The organism is Streptomyces bikiniensis, from assembly GCF_000716625.1.
Lineage (GTDB): Bacteria > Actinomycetota > Actinomycetes > Streptomycetales > Streptomycetaceae > Streptomyces > Streptomyces bikiniensis.
Genome location: NZ_JNXJ01000019.1, coordinates 49094 through 72857, shown reverse-complemented (window position 1 = coordinate 72857; position 23764 = coordinate 49094). Strand labels below are relative to the sequence as shown.

General features: G+C 74.9%; 19 protein-coding genes and 1 tRNA gene. 14 read left to right on the top strand and 6 right to left on the bottom strand.

Annotated features, from left to right (window positions below; translation table 11 throughout):
• Nucleotides 1-421: 421 nt before the first annotated feature.
• The 9 genes from OO47_RS17145 to OO47_RS17105 all read left to right on the top strand — a co-directional run bounded on the left by OO47_RS17145 (nt 422) and on the right by OO47_RS17105 (nt 12864).
• Nucleotides 422-3901 (top strand): WD40 repeat domain-containing protein, encoded by a 3480-nt coding sequence (locus OO47_RS17145; RefSeq protein WP_030217575.1) that lies wholly within the window; start codon nt 422-424, stop codon nt 3899-3901.
• Nucleotides 3902-4001: 100 nt separating this feature from the next.
• A complete protein-coding gene (locus OO47_RS17140) occupies nt 4002-5633 on the top strand; it encodes a TolB-like translocation protein (protein WP_030217572.1) in 1632 nt (543 codons plus the stop codon).
• A gap of 83 nt (nt 5634-5716) precedes the next feature.
• Nucleotides 5717-7060, top strand: a complete 1344-nt coding sequence (locus OO47_RS17135; RefSeq protein WP_158708666.1) for a tRNA nucleotidyltransferase/poly(A) polymerase family protein — start codon at nt 5717-5719, stop codon at nt 7058-7060.
• Nucleotides 7060-8454: a hypothetical protein gene (locus OO47_RS17130; protein ID WP_030217567.1), complete on the top strand. Its 1395-nt coding sequence runs from the start codon at nt 7060-7062 to the stop codon at nt 8452-8454. The genes OO47_RS17135 and OO47_RS17130 overlap by 1 nt, the downstream gene beginning before the upstream one ends.
• A gap of 50 nt (nt 8455-8504) precedes the next feature.
• Nucleotides 8505-9107, top strand: coding sequence for an SLATT domain-containing protein (locus OO47_RS17125; protein WP_234323211.1), 603 nt, complete (start codon nt 8505-8507; stop codon nt 9105-9107).
• A gap of 160 nt (nt 9108-9267) precedes the next feature.
• Nucleotides 9268-10122 carry a PP2C family protein-serine/threonine phosphatase gene (locus tag OO47_RS17120; protein ID WP_030217561.1) on the top strand — a complete coding sequence of 285 codons (855 nt, stop codon included), beginning with the start codon at nt 9268-9270 and terminating at the stop codon, nt 10120-10122.
• Between the two features lie 174 nt (nt 10123-10296).
• Nucleotides 10297-11334: an MASE1 domain-containing protein gene (locus OO47_RS17115; protein ID WP_051716189.1), complete on the top strand. Its 1038-nt coding sequence runs from the start codon at nt 10297-10299 to the stop codon at nt 11332-11334.
• A 149-nt stretch (nt 11335-11483) separates the two neighbouring features.
• Nucleotides 11484-12089 carry a hypothetical protein gene (locus OO47_RS17110; protein ID WP_030217559.1) on the top strand — a complete coding sequence of 202 codons (606 nt, stop codon included), beginning with the start codon at nt 11484-11486 and terminating at the stop codon, nt 12087-12089.
• Nucleotides 12090-12258: 169 nt separating this feature from the next.
• Nucleotides 12259-12864: a GOLPH3/VPS74 family protein gene (locus tag OO47_RS17105; RefSeq protein WP_030217558.1), complete on the top strand. Its 606-nt coding sequence runs from the start codon at nt 12259-12261 to the stop codon at nt 12862-12864.
• A 58-nt stretch (nt 12865-12922) separates the two neighbouring features.
• Here the strand turns inward: OO47_RS17105 and OO47_RS17100 are convergent, their stop codons facing one another.
• Complete coding sequence (locus tag OO47_RS17100; protein WP_030217550.1) at nt 12923-13294, bottom strand: hypothetical protein; 372 nt, start codon at nt 13292-13294, stop codon at nt 12923-12925.
• A gap of 74 nt (nt 13295-13368) precedes the next feature.
• Nucleotides 13369-13971, bottom strand: a complete 603-nt coding sequence (locus OO47_RS17095; protein WP_030217540.1) for a TetR/AcrR family transcriptional regulator — start codon at nt 13969-13971, stop codon at nt 13369-13371.
• Nucleotides 13972-14067: 96 nt separating this feature from the next.
• Between OO47_RS17095 and OO47_RS17090 the strand changes: the two genes are divergently transcribed.
• Nucleotides 14068-14529 (top strand): VOC family protein, encoded by a 462-nt coding sequence (locus tag OO47_RS17090; RefSeq protein WP_051716188.1) that lies wholly within the window; start codon nt 14068-14070, stop codon nt 14527-14529.
• 47 nt (nt 14530-14576) lie between these two features.
• Here OO47_RS17090 and OO47_RS17085 read toward each other — a convergent pair whose 3' ends face one another.
• Nucleotides 14577-17075 (bottom strand): polysaccharide lyase 8 family protein, encoded by a 2499-nt coding sequence (locus tag OO47_RS17085; RefSeq protein ID WP_051716187.1) that lies wholly within the window; start codon nt 17073-17075, stop codon nt 14577-14579.
• A gap of 216 nt (nt 17076-17291) precedes the next feature.
• Entirely contained in the window at nt 17292-18116 is an 825-nt protein-coding gene (locus tag OO47_RS17080; RefSeq protein ID WP_234323210.1) for a S1 RNA-binding domain-containing protein, read from the bottom strand.
• A gap of 173 nt (nt 18117-18289) precedes the next feature.
• On the opposite strand from OO47_RS17080, the gene OO47_RS17075 reads away from it, so the two are divergent.
• From OO47_RS17075 to OO47_RS17060, 4 genes are all read left to right on the top strand, one after another.
• Nucleotides 18290-18868 (top strand): NUDIX hydrolase, encoded by a 579-nt coding sequence (locus OO47_RS17075; protein ID WP_234323209.1) that lies wholly within the window; start codon nt 18290-18292, stop codon nt 18866-18868.
• A gap of 127 nt (nt 18869-18995) precedes the next feature.
• Nucleotides 18996-20429, top strand: a complete 1434-nt coding sequence (locus OO47_RS17070; RefSeq protein ID WP_030217526.1) for a Gfo/Idh/MocA family protein — start codon at nt 18996-18998, stop codon at nt 20427-20429.
• A gap of 62 nt (nt 20430-20491) precedes the next feature.
• Nucleotides 20492-21496 carry an NEW3 domain-containing protein gene (locus OO47_RS17065; RefSeq protein WP_030217521.1) on the top strand — a complete coding sequence of 335 codons (1005 nt, stop codon included), beginning with the start codon at nt 20492-20494 and terminating at the stop codon, nt 21494-21496.
• A gap of 127 nt (nt 21497-21623) precedes the next feature.
• Nucleotides 21624-22781 carry an AI-2E family transporter gene (locus OO47_RS17060; protein WP_051716186.1) on the top strand — a complete coding sequence of 386 codons (1158 nt, stop codon included), beginning with the start codon at nt 21624-21626 and terminating at the stop codon, nt 22779-22781.
• 68 nt (nt 22782-22849) lie between these two features.
• Here the strand turns inward: OO47_RS17060 and OO47_RS17055 are convergent.
• Together OO47_RS17055 and OO47_RS17050 are read right to left on the bottom strand one after the other, a co-directional pair.
• Nucleotides 22850-22924: transfer RNA gene (locus tag OO47_RS17055), tRNA-Trp, on the bottom strand.
• 102 nt (nt 22925-23026) lie between these two features.
• On the bottom strand, nt 23027-23563 hold the full coding sequence (locus tag OO47_RS17050; protein ID WP_030217515.1) for a hypothetical protein: 537 nt from the start codon (nt 23561-23563) through the stop codon (nt 23027-23029).
• Nucleotides 23564-23764: the final 201 nt, after the last annotated feature.

The window sequence follows — 23764 nt, the reverse complement described above, 5'->3', positions numbered from 1 at the left end:
TCGGCGGATGCCCGGGAGCGCGGCCGTCGTCGGCTTCGACGCCATCGGGGCCGCCGCGTACACCGCGCCGGCACTCGCCTCCGTACGCGGCCCGGCCGATCCGGTCGTCGCCGCGGTCCACCCCCCTCCCCGGGCTCGTCGAGGGCGGGCCCGGGAAGCCGGTCGGCCTCCCGGACGAACCGGTGGTCCGCGAGCCGGCCTGATCACGCGTCGCGCCGCCGACGCGGCCGGCCGGCCGGCCCTGTCCCGTCCTGTCCGACCCTGTCCTGCCCTGCCCTGTCCTGTCCGGTCCGGTCCGGTCCGGTCGAGGGAACCCCCGCAAGATGCCGACTCGCCTGTGCGCGGGCGCTCCAGGTGCCACTATGTCCTCCTGGTCCGGCGATGGCACCACTTCGCCGGTCGTGCGCGAGGGGGAATGACGATGGCTGACGGGCCGTCCGCGGCGCTGGACGTCGGCGCCTTACTCGACGGGCCGAGGCTGCCCCTCGGCAACGAACGGGCCCGGGCCCGGCAGGAGCTGCTCTCGGCCTCGCAGCCCGCGCTCGCGTACCTGTGCGCGCGGGTGGCCGCCGAAGACGTGGCCGCCCTCCGCGTCCTGCGGGACGGACGGACCCAGGTGCACGCGCTCCTGACGCCCCGGGCGGCGGCCCGGACCGGCGTCCTCGCCCTGGCGGACCATCCTCCGTACCGTCCGGCGAGGGAGTCGGAACCGGGCCTCTCCCAGGCGCTGCGGGCCTCCGCCGCGATGGGGCTCGCCCTGGTGGACGACGCCGACCGCGCCCCGGAGGAACTGGCCGTCGGTGTGCGCTGGCTGCGGCACTCCTGGACGGTGCTGCCGTCCGCCGACGGCTCGGCGTCCGCGCTGCTCGACCGCGTGCTGTCCGGTCCCGGCCCGGGTGCGGCGGCCGGACACCCGGCGCGGATCCGGCGCCTGGTCGAGGGACTCGGCGCGGAGGACCGGGACCTGGCGCTGCCCGTACTGCTCCGGCTGCTGACGCTCGACGGGGCCCTGCCCGGACTCCGGCCCGTGGCGTCGGCGGGCGTGCTCTTCGACGGCGGGAACACCGGGGTGCGCGGCACGCTGGGCGTGGCGGTGCTGCCGGAGGGGCCGCCCGCGCTCGTCCCGGACCCCCGGACCATGTCGGGTTTCCGCGCCGAGGAGAAGTTCCACGGCTCCCTGCGGAACGCCTGGGCGGCGGCGGGCGGCAAGATCCGCGGAACCGTCCTCTGGTCGCTCACCGACAACGAGGGCGTCACCGCGATGGTCTCCGACTCCTCCCTGGGCTGCGCCTTCGCCGTACTCCTGGACGAGGTCCGGAAGCAGGGCGGAGGACGCGTCCGACGCGCCGTGGCCGTCCGGCGGATCAACCCGCGGACCGCGCTGGTCGGCGCGGTCGACGGGTCCCCCGAGGGCCGGCTGGTCGGCGTCGGCGGCTACGAGCAGAAGCTCCGCGTCGCCGCCAACGGCCAGACCGTCGTCCTCCCCGAGGACGACCTGCCGAAGGCCGGGGAGGTGTGGGAGGACGACCGGGCGGCCCTGCTGAAGGGCGCCGGGACGGTCGCCGAGGCCGCGAAGGCCGCCCGTGCCCCGGACCTGCGCGCCCTCGTGCGGTCCGGGGCGTCGGCCATCGCCGTCCTCGTCGCCCTGGTCCTGGTCGTCGGCTCGACGGCGTACTGGTTCTGGGACCGCGGCAGGGAGCGGGAGCGGCGGGCGCTCGCCGCCGACCTCGTCGCCGAGGCCCTGACGCGGCGCGCCACGGAACCCAGGCTGGCCGGGCTCCTCGCGCTGGCCGGGCAGCGGATCGACCCCGGGACCCCCAACGCCGAGCAGGCCATGCGGGACGTCCTGGAGACCAACTCCGGTCTGCGGCTGGCCTGGAAGGCGAGCCCCGGCAGCGTGGACAGCGTCGCCGTCGACGACGAACGGCACCGGGTGTACACCACCGGGGACGACCCGTACCTCAAGTCGTGGGACCTGCGGACCGGCAAGGCGCTGGGCCGGGTCCCCGGCCGGGTCGGCGGCCTGGTGTACAGCCCGGAGGCCGGGCTGCTGGCCGCCGGGGCCGAGGACGGCATCCGCCTGTACTCGGCGCAGGGCCCCGTGCCCGAGCCGATCGCCACCCTGCCGGAGCCGAGCTGCGCGGGCCCGGACACGCACCGGGTGGCGACCGCGTTCACCGAGCGCGGGGGCCGGCTGGTCGAGGTGCGCAACGACGGCACGATCGCGCAGTTCGACGTGCTCACGCGCGAGGAGTCCGACTGCCGCAGGGCGGGACCCGGCGGCTCGTCACGGGCCCGCTGGCGGGTCGTCGACGCGGCCCTCGCACCGGCCCCGTGGCACTCCGGCCGGCTGCCGGGCGAGGAGCGGGCCGTCCTGCTCCTCGACGAGAACCGGGTGGTCTCCGTCGGCCTGGACACCCACGGGGTCGAGTCCGAGATCGGGAGCGAGGACGTACCGGGCCGGGCCTCCGCGGTCGGGGCCGACGACGAGCTCGTGGTGCTCGCCACCCCGCGCGGCGTGTTCGCCTGGGACCGGCAGCGGAAGCGTCCGCTCGACTACCCCGTCGGCGGACTGGCCGACCCCCCGAAGGTCATGATCGAACACAACGGGAGCGTGGTCGTCGCGGGTGACGCCGGCACCGCCCTCGTCCCGCTGGGCACCGGGGGCAGCGCGGCTTCGAGCCGGGGACTGGAACGGCCCCGCGGCGGAGCGGCGGGCGCCGCCGCGGTCGGCGAACTGTTCACCGTCGTCGCCGCCGGACGCGACGGCTGGGTCGGCGTCCTGGACCGCCGGCCGGGACCGCTCGGCATGCTGCCCGGCGAGGCGTCGAGCACCGCCACCTTCGACGCGGACGGATCGCTGCTGCTCACGGACGTCAGCGGGAACCTGTCCCACGGGCTGCGCAGGGTGCGCCCGGATCCGCTCGCCTACCAGCGGAACCCGGCGACGGCGGAGTACCCGGTCCTCACGGAGTACAGGTCGAAGGGCCACTACATCAACGACGCGGCCTCCTCCCCCGCGTACGTGGCCGCGGCCGGGCAGCTCGGCGGGGCCGCCAAGATCGTCGTGTGGCGGAGGGACGGGACGTTGCTGCAGGGTCTCGAACCGCCCGGCGCCGACCGGGGCACCGCCTCCGGCGCCCATCGCATCGCCGTCGGCGTCGGGTTCGTACCGGGTGAGGACCTGCTCGTGGCCCGGCACGTCGACGGGCCCCTGTACCTGTGGTCCACCCGCACCTGGAAGCCGGTCGGCACGATCCCGCTCGGCGCGAGCGAGGGACTCGGGCTCACCCTGCACGAGAGCCGGCCGCTCGCCCTCGCCCTGGAGCGGCCCGGCGCCGACGACGCCCGTCTCGTCCTCGTGGACCTCGTCACCCGCACCACCAGGGCGGTCGACGCGCCGGGGGTCCACCGGTTCGCCTGGAGCCGGGACGGTTCCCGGGTGGCCCTCCTCGGTCTGGACAACACCGTACGGCTCCTCGACGCCGACCTCCGCGACACCGGGGCGCCGCTGCGCCTCACCGGCGCGGTGAACGCGCCGTCCTCGATCGCGCTGTCGCCCGACGGCGGCCGGGTCGCGGTCGGGTACGCCGACCGGGTCACCGTCCGGGACACGGCCACCGGCGACCTCGCCCTGCCCGAGCTGCGGGTCTCCGGCGCGGACGGGATCATCCACCTGCGCTGGTCGCCGGACGGCGAGGTGCTGGCCGGGATCACCCGGACCTCTCGCGGCCGCGAGGGCGACCGCCCGCCCGGGCCGGTCGAGTTGTGGCGGGTGGGCACCGTCGACTGGGGCGAGGTGCTGTGCCGCTGGACCGGGTCGGGGCTCACGCCCGAGGAGTGGAACGAACACGTCGGCCCGACCGAGGACTACACCGATCTGTGCGAAGAGAAGAAGTGAGGCCGCCGCCGTGCCACGTGTCCGCCTTTTCCGTCTTTCCGGCCTCCTCCCTCCGCCGCCTCCGCGTCCGCCGGCCGGGCGCCGGGCCGGGCGCCGGTCGGTGCTCCTCCTGCTCGCCGGGGTGATCGCCGCCGCGGGCTGCACGGCGACCGGTGACACCGCCGGCCCCCGGCCGTCCGGCGGTGTCACCGGTCCCGGGCCGGACCGCACCCGTCCCGTCCTCGCCTTCGTCCAGCCGGAGGAGCGGGCCGTGATGCTGGCCGACGCGGCCGGCCGCACCTGGCGCGCCGCCCCGACCGGCGCGGTCCCGCCCTCCGAGGTCGTGTGGTCGCCCGACGGGCGCCGTCTGGCCTGGCTCGACGAGGAGGACGAGAGCGGGACGGGCGAGCTCCACGTCTACGACGTGGCCAAGGGCACCCTGCGCTCCGAGGCGTGTCCCTGCCACGGCATCGGCTTCCTCGGCGAGGACCTGGCGACCCTGGCCGTCGACGGCGCCTCCCTCGCCCTCTTCCCGCCGGGCTACCCCGCCGAGCGCGCGCGTCGCGTCCCGCTCGGCAAGAACAAGGGGACGTACGCCCGGCTCGCCACCGGCGGGTCCGACGACGTCGTCGTCTTCGGCGTGCTGCCCGAGGGCCCCGGTGTCTTCCGGGGCCAGGGCACGGTGTCCGCCGTCGACCGGCGCGGCACGGTCCGCGAGCTCCTCCCGCCGGGGAAGCCCTCCACGTTCACCGACGCCCTGCGGGCCCCCGACGGCAAGGCCCTCGCCTGGGGCACCTCCGACAGCGGCGGCGCCTGCTGGACGAGGTCGACCCTGCTCACCCACTCCGGCGGCACCGCCGGGGAGCCCGTACCGCACCTGCCGGACGACGCCGCCTTCCGGCGGGCCCTGATCGGCGACCGGCAGCGCTCCCTCACCTCCTTCGCCTGGGCGGGCGACGGACTCACCGTCACCTACGGGCCGTTCGGAAGCTGCCAGGTCCTCTCCCCCGAGCGGTTCGTCTCGTACTACGTGCGGGACGGGGTCCGCACCTTCCTCGGCAGCGGCATGCTCGGGATCGCGCTCGGCGCGGACGGGCGCGTGGCCAGGCTCACCGGGAGCGTACCGACCACCGGCCTGCCCCGGTCGCCTTCCGGCGTCGCCTACCACACCGGGACGCTGACCCTGACCTCGGAGGGCCGGGAACTGCCGCTGGGGAAGGGGGTGTCCGTCTTCGTCTTCACCCCCGCCGAGAGCGCCGCGGCCCGGCCGCCGGCCGCCGCCCCGCAGCCGCCGGGCGCGGCCGTGACGACCGTGGACGACCACGGCGGGAAGCTGCCCGAAGCCGTGGTCCGGCTGGCCCGGCAGATCGAGGAGGCGGCCGTACGGGGGGACACCGAGCGCCTCGTCGCCCTGTGCGGCACCTGCCGGCCGGGGGTGCACGAGTGGATCCGCGGCGAGGGCGGTGCGGCGGCCGTCCTGCGCGCCGTCCGCACGCATCCCGGGCGCAACGGCGCGGAGGGGCTGATGTATCCCGCCCTGAGCAGTTGCGTGGACCAGCCCGGACAGGACATCACCTGTACGCCGCAGCAGCTCGGCGACGTCGCCCTGCTCGGCCTGCGGCCCGACGAGGACAACGTCGATTACGACGGTGTCGTCTACGGCACGTGGAACGGCGGCCCCGCCATGGTCCCGCTCCTGGTGCGGATCGACGCGAAGGGGGAGGCGCTGTGGACCGGCCTGGCGGCGGGATGAGCGACCGGACGGCGACGGGCTCCGCGGTACCGGCGCCGAGGGGGGCCGAGGCCTGCTCCCGGCGGACGGACGGCGGGCCGATCATGACCGGCGACCTCGTGGACGGCCGTCGCGTACTCGGCTTCGGCCATGCCGACGGGACCGTGTCCTGGGCGGACGGCACCGGGACGGGTGGCGCCGGAAGGAGCGGTGCCGGAGGGGGTGGTGGCGACTCCGGGGACCGGTTGCTGCTCGACGGCGACGAGCGGGCGAGCGGGCCGCCCGCGCGGAGCGCCGACCCCGACCGCCATCCCGCCCTGGAGCGGACGGGCCCTCCCCCGTACCGGCAGATCGACGCCGGGAACGTGCACCACGCGGACGCCCTCGCCCCCGGGCTCGTCGCCGCCTTCGAAGGGCTGCTGTACGGGCCGGACGCCCCCGGCTACCTCGGTGCCCTCCTCGACCGGCTCGACGCCGAGGGCCACGGCGTCTGGCTGGTCGGCGGGGTGCCGCGCGACCTGGTGGCCGGAGCCGCCGTCGGCGCGGCGGGCGGCCCGGCCGCCGAGGGCGGGACGCACGACCTGGACACGACGGGCACCGCGCCGGCCGGCGTCTTCCGCACCGTGGCCGACGAGGTGCTCGCCCTCGACGGCGCCAGCGCGGAACTCCCCCGGCTCTTCAGTCCGCGCTCCCTCGTCTGCTCCGTCCTCGCGGTCCGGCGCGGCCGGCGGACCCTGGACTACCGGGGCCTCGGCCTCACCGGCATGCCGTACCCGGCGACCGGGACCGACCTGCTCCAGGACGCCCGGCAGCGCGACCTCACGGTCAACACGCTGCTGTACGACCCCGTACGGCGGCTCGTCCTCGATCCCCTCGGGTGGGCCCTCGCCGATCTCGGGCACGGCAGCGGGGCCGCGCCGCCGCCGCTCCGGATCGCCCTGCCGGAGAGCCCGACACGGCCCGACGTCTGTGCGGAACTCCTGCTGCGGGCGGCCAAGTTCCTCATCCGCTGGGAAGCACGGCCCGGTCTGGACACCGCCGCGCTGCGGTCCTGGGCCGCCGCTCTGCCCGCGGACCTCGCCGTGCGGCTCGACGGCGGCCCGGAGGGGTGGTCGCGGCTCGCGGAGCTGTGGAAGGCGTGGGTGCCGGGCGGGCCGACGGCCGCCCAGGCGAAGTCGCTCCGGGAGTACGGGCCGGCCATGTCCGGCCTCCTCGACCGGCTCGGCGCACGGGAGCGGTCCGACGTAAGGGGAGAGCCCGATGTACGGGAGCGGTCCGGCGTAGGGGAAGAGCCCGGTGTACAGGAGTGGTCCGACGTACGGGAAGAGCCCCATGTACGGGAGCGGTCCGACGTACGGGAACGGCCTGACGTACGGGAACGGTCCGGCGCGCAGGGGCTGTCCGGCGGGTCCTTCGGGTCCGGTCCGGCCGACGGGGGAGGCGCGTGATGTCCGGAGCCGGCCCCGACGTCCTCCCCGCGCACCGTCCCCTGAGCGGCTGGGTCGCCCGGTTCGAGCCGGGCGGTGCCCCCGGCGCGCCCGGCCGGCTCGGTCCCATCAACGACGGCGACGAGCGCGCCGACGCGAGGGCGGCCGCGCGCTTCCGCGCCCACGGCTGGACCCGCGCCGACGCGACCGTGCGGCGGACGGCCGGCGATCCCGTACGAGCGCTCGCCCTGCGCGCGCCGGACGGCTCCCTCCTGGTCGAACTGGACGACCGGGGCGCCCCCGTGGAGGTCTCGGCGGACGGCGCGGAGCTCGTCGCGCGCCTTGAGGAGCGGTGGGCCGACGTCCCCGCCGATCCCGCGACCGTGGAGCGGCTCGCCCGCGAGAGCCTGGAGCTGCGGTACTTCCTGCTGCACCGGCTCGACCTGGAGACCGACGCCCCGGCGGCCCTCTTCCACTGCCTGCCGTGGCAGCGGGTCGAGGCCGCCGCCCGTGCGACGGCGGCCCTCCTCGACGCGCCCGGTCCCGGGGCCGGGCAGGGGCCGCGCACCGCCCCGTACGGCGAGCTGCGCCACTGGTTCACCCCGGCCGCCACCTCGCTCGCCGGGCCGCTGTCCGTCCTCGAAGCCGGACTCCGCACCGTACGCCCCGGTCCCTGGTTCGGCCGGGAGGCGTCCGCCCTGCTCGCCGGGCTGCTGGCGGTGGATCCGGAGCGGCTGCCCGCGCCGGCCCGCGCCGCGCTGGCCGGGCTCGCCCTGCGGATCGGCGCGGACCCGGCGCTCCACCACAGCGCGCGGCTGGCCGCCGCCCGGCTGACCGCCCCGGAGCCCCGGGCCGCGGTCGACGCCCTGGCGCTCACCGCCCGGCTCGACTCCGCCTTCGTCCTCCGCGCCGCCGACGGCGAGGACGACGGGTCGGCGGCCACGTCGCTGGGGCGGGGGCCGGTCGAGGCCGAGGTGACCGTCACGCGCGGCGGACGGGTGACCGTCGAGATGGAGATCGACGTCTTCGCGGCGGAGGCGTCCGGGGCCGGCGGCGGCCGGGCCGTGGACGCCGCCGAGGGCCCGCCGTGCCAGCCCGTGCGGTTCGGGCCGGTGGACGGGGCGGCCGGAGCTCCGGAGGGCGAGCGGTACTGGATGCTGCTCGACGATGCCGGTCCGGTGCTCCACGGCCGGATCGCCGTGCCCGCTCCGACCGGGCAGTTCGACGTGGACCTGGACGGGCCGCCGGTTCCGCTGCTCTTCCTCGACCGGGTGCCGCCCGCGGAGCTGCTCGCCTCGCTGCGGGCCAACGAGCGGATCGGGCCGGCCCGTTGGCACGAGCTGGTCGACGGGCTGCCGCCGCGCCATCCCGCGCACGTGGCGCTGGCCGCGTACGAGGAAGAACTCCCGGCGTAGAAACGGGCATTCCGCCCCGCCGGTGCCACCGGCCCGGCTACCGTGGGCGGGTGGACACCACACCAGCCGACACGGCGCCGGACCCGGCCTCCCCCGCCCCGGAAGTCCCGTCGGGCGGGGCCTCCGCGCCCGGTGCCGACGGCGGGGCGAGCCGTCGTCAGGCCCTCGACGCCGAGTTCCGCCGGCTGGAGGAGAGCGCCATGTGGAGCGCGCAGTGCCAGTTCGAGGAGGGCAAGCGCTGGCGGGCGACGCACTGGGCACTCGGCCTTCCCGCGACCCTGCTCGCCGCCGTGGCGGGGACGACCGCGCTCGTGGAGTCCACCGGCGCGACCGCCGCCGGCATCCTGGCGCTGCTGTCGGCAGGCCTCGGCGCGGTCCTCACCACGGTGAACGCGCCCCAGCGGGCGAGTCAGGCGGTCGCCGCCGCCAACGTCTACCTGTCGATCCAGACGGCGGCCCGGCAGCACCGCGAGATCGACCTGCCCGACTGGTCCCCCGCCGAGGCCCGCGAGGCCCTGGCCGCGCTGACCGCCCGCCGCGACGAGCAGAACGCCGGCGTCGACCCGCCCAGCCGCCGCGCCTACCGCAAGGCACGGGCCAACCTGGACGCCGGCGGCCAGACCTACGCGGTCGACGGGTCCGTGTCCCCCTGACCGGGCCCCGGGCGCCTCGGCGGCGCCGGATGAGGTGCGGGCGGCGTCTCCTGCGGGCAGAGTAGGGAAGGTCCTGTACCCGTAGAGGTGGCCCCATGGTCCTGTGCGCCGAGAACGGAGCGAATCGATGCGAGGGACTCTCGCGACGCCGGAGTGATCGATGTTCCGCAGATGGCCGGCCGACAGCAGCGACGAACTGCTGCTCAGACTCGGGTCCCTGACCGCCCGGGCGAGGGAGCTGGCCGAGACGCAGCGCTCCCGCGTCGAGCTCGCCGTCGCCCTGCAGCGCGGCATGCTGCCCCCGGACCTCCCCAGCCCTCCGGGCGTCCGGCTGGCCGTCGGCTACATGCCCGCCAACCACGGGCTCAACGTGGGCGGTGACTGGTACGACGCCTTCACCCTGCCCGACGGGCACATCGGCATGTCCATCGGTGACGTGCAGGGGCACAACATCGAGGCGGCCGCCTTCATGGGGCAGGTCCGCGTGGGGCTGCGCGCGCTGGCCTCGGTCACCGGGGACCCGGGGGAACTGCTCAGCCGCACCAACGACCTGCTGGTCTCCCTGGGCGCCGACCTCTTCGCCACCTGCACCTTCCTGCGGCTCGACCCCGCCGCCGGCACCCTGGAGTGCGCCCGGGCCGGTCACATCCCCCACATCTGGGCCACCGCCGACGGACGCTCCGGGATCGACGACGGCGAGGGCGGGCCCCCGCTCGGGGTGCTCCGCGGGGTCGACTACCCCGTCACGTGCCACCGGCTCACCACCGGCGGTGTCTTCGTCCTGCTGACCGACGGGGTGGTGGAGGGGCCCTCGCTCCACCTCGACGACGGCCTGGACCAGGTGGTGCGTCTCGCCGGGATCACCGCCGTCGCCGGACTGGACGTCGACGCGCTCGCCACCGCCGTCATGAAGCTGGCCGGCACGGTGGGGCACGAGGACGACGCCGCCGTGCTGGTCGTCGGGCACGACGGCGGTACGGCGTGGCCGAAGAGGAGGCCGGGGGAGGGAGAGTAAGGGAAGGGAAGAGGGGGCGCGGTCCTGCGCTCCTGCGGTCGTCGCCCCGTACGGCTCGCCGCCGAACGGGTGACGGCCGGTGGCGGTGCCGGGAGCGGGCCGGGAACGTTCCGGGCGGCGGCGTCCGACACGCAGGGGGTTCTTGCCCTGCCGGGGCGGCCCGGTCGGTGTCTGATGGCCGGTGTGTTGGTTACTCGGCAGTTCCGGCCCTCGACGGAAGCGGTCCTGGCCTCGCTGGCCGTGGCCGCCTGCTACTACGCGGTCGGACGGCTCGGCCTGCTGGGCCGCCTCGTCGTCGAAGGGGTGGTCGTCACCCCGATCTGGCCGCCCACCGGTGTCGCCGTCGCCGCCCTGCTGCTGCTCGGCGTGCGGGTCTGGCCCGGTATCGCCCTCGGTTGCTTCCTCGTCATCGCCTCCCTCACCACCCCGGGGCTCACCACGGTGGTCACCGTCGTGAGCAACACCGCCGCGCCGCTGTGCGCCTTCCTGCTGCTGAGACGGGTCGGCTTCCGGCTGGACATGGCGCGGCTGCGGGACGGGCTCTGCCTGGTCTTCCTCGGCGGCTTCGGCGCCATGCTGATCAGCTCGACGGCGGGGGTCGGGCTGCACGTGGCGACCGGCTCCCTGGAGAGGAGCGAGTTCTGGCCCGTCTGGCTGGCCTGGTGGGCGGGTGACACGATGGGCGTGCTGCTCGTCGCCCCGCTCCTGCTCGCGTTCGCGGGGGCGATCGGACGGTTCCGTACGCGGCGCTGGGCGGAGGCGGTCTGCCTGGGTGTCGCGGTCCTGGTCATCGTGCCGGCGGCCGTGCTCAGCCCGATGAGCCTGCTCTTCCTCGTCTTCCCCCTGCTGATCTGGGCGGCGCTCCGCTTCCAGCTCGCCGGGAGCGTGCTGTGCGCGCTCTTCGCGTCCGTGCTCACCACCTTCGAGGCGACCGGCGGGAAGGGCGCGTTCCTCCACCTGTCGGACGTCGAGATCATGGTCAAGCTCCAGGCGTTCAACGGCTCCGCCGCCCTGACGGCCCTGCTTCTCTCCTCCGTCATCACCGAGCAGCGCGCGACGCGCCGGTCGGTGCGCCGCGCCTGCGAGGAACTGGCGGAGGTCCTGGAACACCTCGCGGCGGGCGAGCCCTCGCCGGCTCCCCCCGCCGCCGGTCGTCCGCCCGGCGGCGGGGGGAGCCGGGCGGTCTCGCCCAACGAGCGCCGGGACCCGTGAACCGGCGCCCCGGAGCCGTGGTGCGTCCCGCGTCCCGTACGTTTGCCCGCGGGGAGCGGTGGAAGAGTTGATTCCGACGACCGGTCGGCCGGGGCGCGGTCGGGGCGGCCGGACTTCCCCGCCGCCACGACTCGAACGGGAGCCCTCCGTTGCGCTTCTACGCCCAGACGCCCGTACGCCGGAACCGCCAGGTGCTCGTGGACCTTGTCGCCGTGGCCCTGATCGCCGTGGCGGTGTGGGTGGCCCTGGCCGTCCGCGAGACGATCATGCTGCTGGCCGAACCGGGACGGAAGGTGGAGAGTTCCGGCGACAGTCTCGCCAGGGAGCTCGACCAGGCGGGGGACGCGGCGTCGGACCTGCCGCTGATCGGCGGCGTCCTGGAGAGGCCGCTCCGGTCCGCGGCCGACGCGGGCTCCGGGTTCGCCGACGCGGGCGCCTCGTTCCAGGAGACCGTCGGCCAGGTCGCCGATGTGATCACGGCCGCCCTCATCGTGATCCCGGTGCTCTTCGTCCTGCTGCTGTGGCTGCCGCCGCGCCTGCTCTGGATCCGGCGGAGCAACGCCCTGCGCCGTCTCGCCGGGGCTCCCGGAGGCGCCGATCTGCTCGCCCTGCGCGCCCTCACCGGGCCTCCGGGCGTGCTCGACGGGCTGCCGGTGCCGCCCGGCGGGTGGGCCGACGCCTGGCGTCGCGGTGACCCGCAGGCCATCACCGATCTCAGTACGGTCGCGCTCGAACACGTCGGGCTCCGGCCTTGAGGCGATCGGAGGCCGGGGGAAGTACGGCGGGCGGCCGGAGAACCACGGCGGCCTCGTTCCGCCGCCCCGGTGGAGGTGATACTGATCGTGGTGGGCGCCCCGCCGTCGCGCCGGTCGTGGGTCCGGCCGGTGGGGTCCGCCCTGTCGATGCCTCCGAGGGGAGCCGTTCATGAGCACGGCGAAAGACCTGTTCCTCATCTCCGTGGATCCGGGGCCGGAGCGTGACGTGGGGCAGGGAGACCTGTCGCTGGCGCTCGCGGGAGCCGAGCTGATCGACCTCGTCGGCGCGGGGGCCGTCACCGTGGACGACGACCGCGTCGTGCCGGGCGGGCCGTCGGAGCCGGGCGACCGGCTCCTGGCCGAGGCCGAGGCCAGGCTCGTCCGGCAGCCGCCCTACGAGCTGGTCGAGGACTGGTTGTGGCGCCGGGGCCGGGACCTCGCGTCCGCGTACCGGACCGCGCTGGAGGAGGACGGCGAGCTGAGGCGGAGGCGTAGCGGTCGGCTGCCCTTCGGGCCGGAGCGCGTGGAGCCGGTCGACACGCCCGCCCACCGTCGGGCGGTCGGCCGCCGGGAGGAGGGGGAGCCGGTTCTGGCCGCCCTCGCCTCGGCGGTGGGGATCGGCGGCGGGCAGCCGGGCGAGGAGCCCGGTTTCGCCGACGAGGCGGTGACGAGCGTGGTGGCCGCCGTCCACGACGCGGTGATGGAGCTGGAGGCCGTGCGCCAGCGGCGGACCATCGAGAACACGGCCTTCGCCAACATCTGGCGCGGGCCGTGAGCCGGGGCCCCGGCCGGGACCGGTGACGCCGGGTCTCCTCCGGCCGCGCCGGGGGAGGTCAGTCCGCGTACAGCAGGAGCAGGTACAGGGCCGCGAACGGCACCAGGGACGCGGCGAGCAGGGTCAGCGCCGCCGGGGCCGCCGCCGTCAGCCGTTCCCGTCCCTTGCGCCGGCCCGAGCGGAACACGGCGCGGGCCGGAACGAACAGCAGCAGCAGGAGGGCGAGGAGGAGCAGCGGCACCAGGAACCGGCTGAACGCGGTGGTTCCGGGGTCGGTGGCCAGGTGCCAGGCGGTCGTGCCGAAGACCGTCACCGGGCCGGCGAGGAGGCCGAGCGAGAGGACCGAGGCCGCCGTGACGGCCAGCCCCTCGGTCAGCCGCTCGGCGCGTGTGCGCTTTCCGCGTGGTTCCCCTGCCCGACCGTGTTCCACGTCCGCTCCCCCGGTGCCGCAGCCCGGTGCCGGAAAGGTCCCGGGGGCCGCGGGTGCGATGGTCTCACGGCCCGTCACCCTGCCGATTCGCCGGGCGGGGTCGGGGCGCGCAGACCCGCCAGGAGCCGGTCGAGCGCCTGTTCCGCGGCCTGCGGGTCCCCTCCCCGCGCGATCCAGAGCGCGGCCTCGTTCATCGCCCCCGAAAGCAGTCGGGCCAGGGGCTCCACCGGCTGGTCGGCGAGGGTCCCGGCCGCGACGAGCGCCTCCAGGGCCTCCGCGAGGTGCCGGGCGGAGGACTCCTCGTCCAGGGTCCGCCATTCTTCCCAGCCCAGGACGGTCGGCGCGTCGACCAGCAGGATCCGCCGTACCGCCGGATCGGTCCCGGCGGCCAGGAAGGCCCGGGAGCCGGCCCGGAGCTGCTCCCACAGGTCCTCGTGCCGGTCGGCCTCGGCCGCGACCCGCTCGCCCAGTTCGTGCTGGACCTCGGAGACGACGGCCCGGAAGAGCCCCGCCTTGCTGTCGAAGTGGTGGTAGGCGGCCCCCTTGGTGACCCCGGCGGCCCGCGCGACGTCGGCCAGCACCACGTGGTGGTAGCCGTCGGCGGCGAACCGCCGCCTCCCCTCGGCCAGCAGCGCCCGCCGCGTGGCCTCCCGCTGCTCCGCCCGGTTGACCGCCATCGTCCGCACGTCCTTCCCGTTTCGCGTACCGAGGGTATGCTAACGCCGAAATTCGCGTACCCTGGGTATGCGAAACGGATACGGAGGAACTCGACCATGACGAACGGACCCACCCCTGTGCCCACCACCGCGCCCGCGACCCGGCTCGGTGGCTTCTACCCGGTGCTCGCCACCCGGGACGTGGCGGCCTCCCGGGACTTCTACACCCGCCACTTCGGGTTCGAGACGACCTTCGAGGCGGACTGGTACGTCAGCCTGCGCCGTCCCGACGCCCCGCAGTACGAGCTCGCGCTCCTCGACCACGCCCATCCGACCGTCCCCGAGGGCCACCGGGCCGCGCTCCGGGGCGGCCTGCTGCTGAACTTCGAGGTGGACGACGTGGACGCGGAGCACCGCCGGCTCGTGACGGAGGCCGGTCTGCCCGAAGTGCTGTCCCTGCGCACCGAGGAGTTCGGCCAGCGGCACTTCGTCGTCGCCGCCCCCGACGGGGTGCTGGTCGACGTCATCACCGTCGTCCCGCCCAGCGGGGAGTACGCCGCCCAGTACACCGGCGCCTGACACCCGGGCGGGACGCGGCCACGGCACCTCTCCTCGGCCTCTCGGCCTCAGCCCAGGCGTACGACCGCCTTGTGGGTGGCCGCCAGGGTCCCCGGGGTGACGCGGAGCCGGAGCGCGGCGCCCGTGCCGAGGACCCGGACCGCCGGGTCGTGGGAGAGGACGGCGGAGACGGGCCGGTTCCACGTCAGGTCGATCGCCGCGCCGTCCCGGAGCGGGCCGGAGACGCAGACCGTGGCCGTGGTGCCCGACTCGCGGATCAGGACCGACGCGGGCGCGCCGGTCGTGACCTCGCCGACCGTGCCGGCGAACCAGAGGTTGACGCCGGTGAAGCCGAGGGAGGGGACGCGTACGCCCTGCTGGTCGTCGGTGTTGGCGAGGACGGTGAGCCATCCCCGGTCGGCCGCGCGGGCCGCCGTCCGCTCCCGGCTCGCGCCCGGCATGAGGACGTACGCGTACGTGGCCCGGGTCGGGTCGGTGCCGTGGTCGAACCAGAGCGTCAGGTACCGGCGCGTGACCGGGTCGGTGACGGCGCCCAGGTTGATCTCCGACCACCGGCCCGTGCGCGCCTGGCGCAGGGCCTTGAGGGAGGCGGGCGCGCCGCCGGGGAAGACGTAGCCGGCGTGCCCCGCGAGGTGCGCCCAGCGGGCCCCGGTGAGCGTGGCGCTCCAGCCGGGTGCCGTGGACTGGGCGGCACCGTCGACGGTGAAGGCGTGGACACCGTTTTCGCCGAGGTTGCGGTTGTCCGCGGTCGACTCGACTCCGGTGCCGTCGCGGCCGTGGATCCCGGCGCCCAGGCAGACGATCGCGTCGTCGAGGAAGAACCAGGACTTCTTGGCCAGGAGCGTGGAGGAGAGCCCCTTCAGGTACTGCCCGACCGCCGCGTACGTGCCGTCCGTCGTCCCGCCGACCCAGCGGACGTCGGGCCGCGCGGCGCCCCAGGCACCGCCCTCGCCGTCGGCGAGCGGCTTGCGGGAGGCGGTGGTGCCGGGCAGCCGGTAGGGGTCGACGGTGGGCCAGAAGTCGTCGCTGTACTGCCCGTTGGCGAAGGTGTCGCCCCACCAGTAGAGCATGCCCGAACCGCTGTGCCAGGCGCGCAGGTTCTCGCCGTTGCCGTTCTCGTAGTACGTGATCCGCTTCGAGGCCATGGAGAGCGAGGCCGCCCAGCCCGGCCGCCGGTGCACGGCCCGGTCCATGCCGGGGAAGAGCCGGTGCCCGACCGGTTCGGGACTCGGCGCGGCCGGGCCGTCGGCGGTCTCCTCGAGGCGGGCGAGCGCGGCGACGCCGAGGGCGGGACTCGTCAGGAGCGGGCTGTAGGAGGCACGGGCGATCCAGCCCTTGACCATGCCGTCCCAGCGGGTCTTCTCGGCGGTCGAGGCGCTCCGCGCGAGCAGGGCGACGCAGGCGATGATCCCGTGGCCGCGCAGGTGGTCGTCCTGCCGGACGGCCCGGGTGTCGGTCTTCTGCACGCCCCGGCTGACCGCCCGGCCGGAGACGGCGTCCATGGCGAGGCCGTTGAAGAGGAAGGGCGCGTACGCCTTCTCGACCGAGTCGAGCACGACCTGCCGGCCGCTGTCGGTGACCTCCCAGGCGGAGCCCTTGAGCAGGGCGAAGAGGTGGGAGAGGCCGCCGAGCATGACGGCTCCGTACGAACCGGCGTAGGGGACGTAGGTGTGCTGGACGAAGCTGCCGTCGGCGTAGAGGCCGTCGCCGGAGGTGACGTACGGGAAGACGGGCGAGAGCGCGTCGCGGGCCAGAGAGAGCTTCTCCGGGGACTTCCCGAGGACGCCGCGCAGCGCGAGCACCCGGCAGAGGTCGACGCGGTTGGCGCCGGTGGAGGTGCCCGTGTAGCTCGCGACCGCGCTGTCGGGGACGAAGTGGTCGACGGCGGCGCAGTGTTCGGCGACGCGGGCGGCGCCGAGGTGGTCGTACAGGAGGACGTCGATGTCGAGCAGCGCCTGCGGGGCGCCGATCTGCCAGCTGTACCAGTTGCCGTACCGGGCCCGGCCCGCGCGGTACGCCTGGTCGTGGAGGTGGTCGAGGCCGGCCAGGATCTCGTCGCGCAGTCCCGCGTCGCCGGTGAGACCGGTGCCGGGCTGCGCGTGGGCCTCGGCGAGGGTGCGCAGCCGCGCGTAGCTGGTCTGGAGGTTTCCGGAGTACGTGTACGACTCGGGGTCCGTGTCCGGGTCGGGGTCCGCGTAGGGAAGGTCCGGCCAGAGGGAGCCGTTCGCCGGCGCCATGGCGGCGCGCAGGTCGCGGGCGGTGGCGCCGAGCGCGGCCAGCTTGGCGGCGAAGGGCTCGGCGCCCGGGTCGAATCCGGTGCCGAGGAGCAGGTCGCGCCAGGTCAGGCGGAGGGCGTCGTAGGCGTCGGCGGCGTGCGCGGGGGTCGGTGCGGCGAGCGGGAGGGCGAGGGCGGCGGCACCGAGCGCGGTGGTGCCGAGCGCGGCGCGCAGCAGGCCTCGGCGGGAGAGGAGGGAGGCGGGGACGGCGGGGTCGGGGGCGGAGGCGGAGGGGTCGGGGGCGAAGGCGGGTTCGGGCGATGAGGACATGGCGGGGCAGACCTCTCGGGGACGCGGGAAGGAAGCCCGGGCGGGCACCCGGCGGTGGCCCGGTGGCCGACAGCATGCCCGCGACAGAAAGCGATTTCTACCCCTGGGCGAGGGAGGAGTTCCGTTCTCTCGGGAGCGGGCCTCCCTGCCGGTGGGGACCTTGAAGCTCCCGGCGGGGTCCTTCCGCTCCGGCCCCTCCCCGGGCACGGGAGCGATTCAGGGGGCGCCCGCTCTGCGGGCGGCGCTCAGCCGCACCCGGTGGCGCCGCGGGTCGACCTCGGTGACCTCGACCGCGATGGACTCGCCTTCCCCGACGAGTTGTTCCGGGCTCTCGGCCGTCTCGCCGGCGGCCAGTTCCGAGAGGTGGAGGAAGCCCACGACCTCCGGCGCGAGCCGTACGAACACGCCGAAGGGCACGACCCTGACGATCGGCCCGGTGAGGGTCCGGCCGACCTGGTCCGCGAACCGCACGAGCGGATCCTCCCGCAGGGCCTTCAAGGAGATCGCCACCTGTCCGGAGCGCGTCTCGGCGATGATCACCTCGGCGGTGATCCGCCGACCGGTTTCGACCACCTCGGAGGGGTGGGCAATCCGGTCCCAGGTCAGGTCCGGCACCCTGATGAAGCCGGTGCAGAGGCCGTCCGGTTCGCCGTCGAGGTGAACGAAGACCCCGAAGTCGTGCACCCCGGCGACCGTTCCGGCGACGACGTCGCCCGGTTCGAGCGCGAGCAGGAAGGACCGCAGGGCCGGGTTCTCGCACGCCCTGGCGGAGAGGAGGAGCCGGTCCTCGTGCCAGCGCCCGATCTCCTCGGCCTCGATCTCCTGGCCGACCTCGAACAGTTCGGCCGGATGCGCCGTCGAGCGCGTCGACGCCTCGTGACGGGGGATCCGGGCGGTCTCGCCCTCCTCCCCCACGGCGTCCAGGAGCCGGACCAGGACGTCCTCTCCGTCGAAGCCGGTGACCCTGACCCTTCTCACGGTTCCCGGCAGAAGCCGGTCGATCAGGAACTGCATGCGGGGATCACGGGACGGCTCGGACATGGGGTGACCCTGGTCGGCGGGGGTTGCGTTCGGGAGACCGGGCTTGTTCGTTGGGCATGACGTCACTCCCGACACCCCTTTCCGGAGGCCTTCGTGCACGCTTCGCCCCTTGCCCGGTCCGCCCGCCGCCCGGGAGGTGCCCGTTGAGCGCCGGTGGACGGCACACGGTGCCGGTGGACGTGCATCTGATCGCCGTACGCGACGGGGAGGAGGGGCCGGAGGTCCTGCTGTCGCGGCGGGCCGGTGACGTCTACGCCTCGGGGCACTGGCACTTCCCCTCCGGTCATGTCGACGGACCCGCCGAGGACGTCGTCACCGCGCTCGTCCGCGAGACGCGGGAGGAGACGGGCCTGGTCGTGGAGCCGGACGACGTGCGCGCCGCCGTCGTCGTGCACCACCGCGCGCCGGCCGGGAGCGCGCGGGTCGGGTTCTTCTTCGAGGTCCGCCGCTGGGCCGGCACGCCGACGGTCATGGAACCGCGGGTGTGCGACGGCATGGGGTGGTTCCCGTTCGGCGCCCTGCCGGAGCCGATGGTCGCCTACTGCCGTGCCGGACTGGACGCGTACCTGGCGGGTGCCGGGGTCGCGCTGCACTTCCAGGAGCCGGGCGACCCGGTCGGCCATGCCCCGGAGGCCGACCGGCTCCGCTCCGTCCCCGCGTCGGGTTCCGCCGGTGCGGCTCCCGGCCCCGCCCCGGGGGACGGCGTGAGTCCGGAGACCGTCGCCGCACCCCCTGTGCGACCGCATGCGTGAAACTCCGCTCATGATGCTCAATCATGCGCACAACGAGCTCCAACCGAACACCTATTGACACACCCCTGATCGCCCCGCCAGAGTCGTGACGCGTCCGACGCCGTATGCACTGAGGAGCGATGAACCCATGTCAAAACTCCCCGCAGTCTCACGCCGCCTGCTCCTGGGAGGCGCCCTGGCCACCACCGGGGCCCTGGCGACCGGGGTGGGATCCGCCCCCGACGCGGCCGCGGCGGTGACGGCGGCGCCCGTGCCTCGCCGGAGGCCGGGCCAGAAGTCCATGGTCGACGTGCCCTACGCCGTCCACCGGACGGTGCGCGTCGGCGTGATCGGCCTGGGCAACCGCGGCGCCGGCATGACCACGGGCTGGTCCGTCGTCCCCGGCTGTACGGTCACCGCCGTCTGCGACATACGCGCCGACCGGGCCAAGCGGGTCGCCGACGGCCTGGCCGCCGCCGGGAAGCCCCGCCCCGCCGAGTACGGCGGCTCGGACGACGCGTACACGCGGATGCTGCGGCGCGACGACGTCGACCTCGTCTACATCGCCACGCCCTGGGAGTTCCACTACGCCCAGGGCAAGGCCGCGCTCCTCGCCGGCAAGCACGTCGTCGTCGAGCTGCCCATCGCCACGGAGCTCGACGAGCTGTGGGACCTCGTCGACACCTCCGAGCGCACCCGCAGGCACCTCATGCTCTCGGAGAACTGCAGCTACGGCCGCAACGAGCTGGCCATGCTCAAGATGGCGCACGAAGGCCTGTTCGGCGACATCACCAACGGGCACGGCGGCTATCTGCACGACCTGCGCGAGCTGCTGTTCTCCGACACGTACTACACCGACGCGTGGCGGCGGCGGTGGCACACCCGCAGCACCGCCTCCTTCTACGCCATGCACGGCCTCGCGCCGATCGCCGCCGCCATGGACATCAACCGGGGCGACCGCATGACGACGCTGCGCGCCACGGCGACCGAGCCGAAGGGCCTGGCCGACTACCGGGAGCGGTTCGTGCCCAGGAACCACCCCTCGTGGAAGGAGACGTACGTCAACGGCGACCTGGTCACCTGCCTGATCGAGACGGCCAAGGGCCGGGTCATCCGCGCCGAGCACGACGTGAGCTCCCCGCGGCCGTACAGCCGGATCAACTCCCTCGCGGGCAGCCGGGGGATCTTCGAGGACTACGCGGGCGTGCTGTCGTCCGGGGGCGGCCGCGTCTACGTCGAGCCGGACCACAGCGGGCACTCCTGGCGGTCCTTCGACTCCTACCGCAAGGAGTTCGACCACTGGCTGTGGAAGAAGATCGGCGACGACGCGGCGAACAACGGCGGCCACGGCGGCATGGACTACGTCCTGCAGTGGCGGACGGTGCAGCTCATGCGGGCGGGGCTCGTACCCGACATCGACGTCTACGACTCGGCGGCCTGGTGCGCGCCCGTCCCCCTGAGTGTCATGTCCCTGGCGGCGAAGGGGCGTCCCGTCGAGATCCCGGACTTCACCCGGGGCGCCTGGGTCAACCTCCGCATGGGCCTCGACTCGCGCGCCACCGAGATGCCCCCTGTGGTCTGAGGCCGCCCCCGCTTCCCTTCCCCCTTTTTCCCGTCTCCGCCCCTGCCGTGAAGGAGCAGCACGTGAGACCAGCAGGATTGATCCGCTCGCTCGGGGCCGTCGTCGCGGCGGGCGCGCTCGCGCTCCTCCCGGCCACGGCTTCGGCCGCGACCCCGTCCGTGACTCCGAGCCCGTCCGCGGCCACGGCCACGACGGTGTCGATCTCCCCCGTCGACCTGGACGGCCCGGCCGTCTCGACGGTGAAGGTGACCGTCACCAACGCGGGCCCGGAACGGATGCGTTCGCTGAAGGTGTCCTTCGGGGGGCCGGTCGGCTGGGCCGTCCAGCCCTCGGTCCTCCAGGTGGACGGTTCCCTGGCCAAGGGCGCCTCCGCCGAGGCCGCCTTCCGGATCCAGGTGCCGGAGCGGCGCGCCGGCTTCACCGTCCGCACGTTCACCGCGACCGCCACCTACCGGGGCGGCGACGGAGCCGGGTCGGCCACCGGCACCAGGACGCAGCACAGCGGCACTCCCCTGGCGAACCTGGCCGCCGCGTACAACAACGTGGGGGTGACCGACGAGAGCGACACGAAGCCCGGGAACTACGACGGCGAGGGCAACAGCTTCTCCGCGCAGAAGCTCGCCGCCGCCGGACTGCGTCCCGGCGGGACCGTCGACGCCCTGGGCGCCGAGCTGCGCTGGCCGGACGTCCCGAGCGGTACCGAGGACAACGTCTCCGCCGCCGGCCAGGCCATCGCCCTGAACGGCAGGGGCAGCAGGCTCGTCTTCCTCGGTTCGGGCGTCACGAGCGGGGCCTCGGGCACCGCGACCGTGTACTACGCGGACGGAACGAGCGGCAGCGGCTCGTTCGGGTTCCCGAACTGGTCGTTCGACCCGGCCGACGCCCACGGGGCGACCCTGGTGGCGTCGAGCGACGGGCGCAACCGGCCCCATGGGTACGGGAACGCCGGCATCGCGTACCGCGTGTTCGCCCACTCGATCCCGCTCGACCCCGCCAAGCAGGTGGCGTTCGTGGTGCTGCCGGGCAACGGCAACATCCACCTCTTCGACCTGGCCGTCGCCCCCTGACCGTCGCCCGGTCGCACCCCGGCCCCGCCCCGGACGCCCCCCTGCGTCCGGGGCGGCCCGTCTCCGCCGGGAGGGACGGCGGAGACGGTGGTGAGGAGGGGTGCGGCCGTTCACTAGGGTGAGTCGCATGCCTGCCCCCTTGAGTTCAACGAAGACCGCCTCCGCGCTGCGCACGGCCGCACGCGTCTCCGCCGAGTCGCTGCTGGTGCTGCTGATGGCGGCGGTGGCCCTGTGGATCCTGGGCCGTATGTGGTCGGTCGTCTGGCCGCTCATAGTGGCCCTGTTCCTCACCACCATGACCTGGCCCCTCGCCCACTTCCTGCGGAGACTCGGCTGGGCACCCGCCCTGGCCGCGGCCGTGGTGACCGTCCTCTTCCTCGTGGCCGTCGCGGGCATCGTCGCCCTGATCGCGGTGCCGGTCGCCTCCCAGTCCGGGGAGTTGGCCGACGGGGTGGTCGAGGGCATCCAGAAACTGCGCGAGTGGGCCGCCGGGCCGCCGCTGAACATCGGGGACGACCAGATCTCCAAGGGCTTCGACGCGGCGGTCGCGCGGGTCCAGGACAGCGTCGGCAGCATGGTCACCACCGTCGTCACGGGGGTGAGCACCGTGTTCAACGGTCTCGTCACGGCCGTCCTGGCGCTCTTCCTGATGTTCTTCTTCCTCAAGGACGGACCGCGCTTCCTTCCGTGGCTCACCCGCCAGCTCCCCGGCCGCCTGGCCACCGACGTCCCCGTCGTGGTGGAGCGCGGCTGGGACACCCTGGGCGCGTTCGTGCGTTCGCAGGCGTTCGTCGGCCTGCTCGATGCCGTGTTCATCGGCCTGGGCCTGTGGTTCCTCGACGTGCCCCTGGTGCTCCCCCTGGCCGTGCTGACCTTCGTCTCCGCGTTCGTGCCGATCGTGGGCGCCCTGTTCGCGGGTCTGGTCGCGGTCCTCATCGCACTGGTGTCGAACGGTTTGACGGACGCGCTGCTCGTGCTCGCGATCATCGTCGTGGTGCAGCAGTTGGAGGGCAACGTGTTCCAGCCCATGATCCAGAGCCGCGGCCTCGGTCTGCACGCGGCGGTCGTCCTCCTCGCGGTGACCCTGGGCGGCAGCCTGGCCGGCATCGTGGGCAGCCTCCTCGCGGTGCCCGCGGCCGCGCTGGTCGCGGTGGTCTGGAACTACGTCCGCGAACAGCTCGCCGGTCCCCCGCGCGAGCCGGACGCCGAGGAGCCGACCGCGGAGGGCCCGAACGCCGACGGATCGGGCACCGGCGAGCCGCACACCACCGCCGTACCGTCGTAGGCCCGGCCGCCCCGCCGCCCTTCCGGGCATTCGGACCGTGCGGGGAGGGACGGACGGAGCAGGAGGGGCGGGACCGGCCGGATTCGAACCGGCGTCCTCGCAATTTTGGAGACCGCGCGCGTCGACCTCTGCGCTACGGCCCCACCCCGCGGCGATCCTACGGGCTCGGCGGCTCGCGCGGTCAAGGACGGCGTATCGAGGACGGCGTATCGAGGACGGCGGACGCGGCCCCGGGCGCCCGCCCCCTACCGTCCCCGCCAGAAGGGGGACACGTCCAACGACCACACGTCTCCCGCTTGGTGGATGTCCGGATCGCCGGTGTCGTGATCGCCGTCCCCGTACGGGTCGGGGTCGGCGATCACGTGGATCCGGGTGCCGGACTCCGGCACCCGGTAGCGGTGGATGTCTCCCGAGAGGTCGTCGGGCTCGACCGCGTGCCCCAGGGCGAGGACGGCGGAGCGCAGGTCCTCGAAGCGCACCCGGGGCGCGAACGTCCCGTACCGGCTCACCAGGAGCGGCGGCGTGCAGGGGCCGTGGACCAGGCGATGGACCTGCACCATGATGCCGAAGCAGGTCATGGAGCCGTCCGTGCCGCCGGTGCCGCCAGTGTCAGAGAAGAGGACCTCCAGCAGGCCGTAGTCCCGCCGCAGCACGCCGTCGCCGGGATCGTCGAGGCAGTCCGTCCCCAGCGCGATGTCCCAGGCTCCGGGAGTGGAGCCGGCACCGGTCCCGAAGACGTCGCGGCGCGTGGCGACGTGAGCGTAGAAGTCCAGGTCGGACACCGGTCGTTCTCCTCGTTCGGGGGGGTGCGGAACCCACCGTACCGGCCGATCCGCACGCCGCCGGACCCGCACTCGTACCTGCGCCCGCACCCGCACCCGCACCCGGTCGAAAGGCGTCGGCGCTGTCTCGAAACGGTTCCCTCAGCGCCCTCTTGTCACCCGTAAGTTGAGGTGATGGGCCGATCACCGGACCGCCCGGCG

Excerpts from the sequence above, each read along its gene's own strand:
- OO47_RS17145 (WP_030217575.1), top strand. The coding sequence starts at position 422 with ATGGCTGACGGGCCGTCCGCGGCGCTGGACGTCGGCGCCTTACTCGAC.
- OO47_RS17135 (WP_158708666.1), top strand. The coding sequence starts at position 5,717 with ATGACCGGCGACCTCGTGGACGGCCGTCGCGTACTCGGCTTCGGCCAT.
- OO47_RS17130 (WP_030217567.1), top strand. The coding sequence starts at position 7,060 with ATGTCCGGAGCCGGCCCCGACGTCCTCCCCGCGCACCGTCCCCTGAGC.
- OO47_RS17120 (WP_030217561.1), top strand. The coding sequence starts at position 9,268 with ATGTTCCGCAGATGGCCGGCCGACAGCAGCGACGAACTGCTGCTCAGA.
- OO47_RS17115 (WP_051716189.1), top strand. The coding sequence starts at position 10,297 with ATGGCCGGTGTGTTGGTTACTCGGCAGTTCCGGCCCTCGACGGAAGCG.
- OO47_RS17105 (WP_030217558.1), top strand. The coding sequence starts at position 12,259 with ATGAGCACGGCGAAAGACCTGTTCCTCATCTCCGTGGATCCGGGGCCG.
- OO47_RS17095 (WP_030217540.1), bottom strand. The coding sequence starts at position 13,971 with ATGGCGGTCAACCGGGCGGAGCAGCGGGAGGCCACGCGGCGGGCGCTG.
- OO47_RS17090 (WP_051716188.1), top strand. The coding sequence starts at position 14,068 with ATGACGAACGGACCCACCCCTGTGCCCACCACCGCGCCCGCGACCCGG.
- OO47_RS17085 (WP_051716187.1), bottom strand. The coding sequence starts at position 17,075 with ATGTCCTCATCGCCCGAACCCGCCTTCGCCCCCGACCCCTCCGCCTCC.
- OO47_RS17080 (WP_234323210.1), bottom strand. The coding sequence starts at position 18,116 with ATGTCCGAGCCGTCCCGTGATCCCCGCATGCAGTTCCTGATCGACCGG.
- OO47_RS17070 (WP_030217526.1), top strand. The coding sequence starts at position 18,996 with ATGTCAAAACTCCCCGCAGTCTCACGCCGCCTGCTCCTGGGAGGCGCC.
- OO47_RS17060 (WP_051716186.1), top strand. The coding sequence starts at position 21,624 with ATGCCTGCCCCCTTGAGTTCAACGAAGACCGCCTCCGCGCTGCGCACG.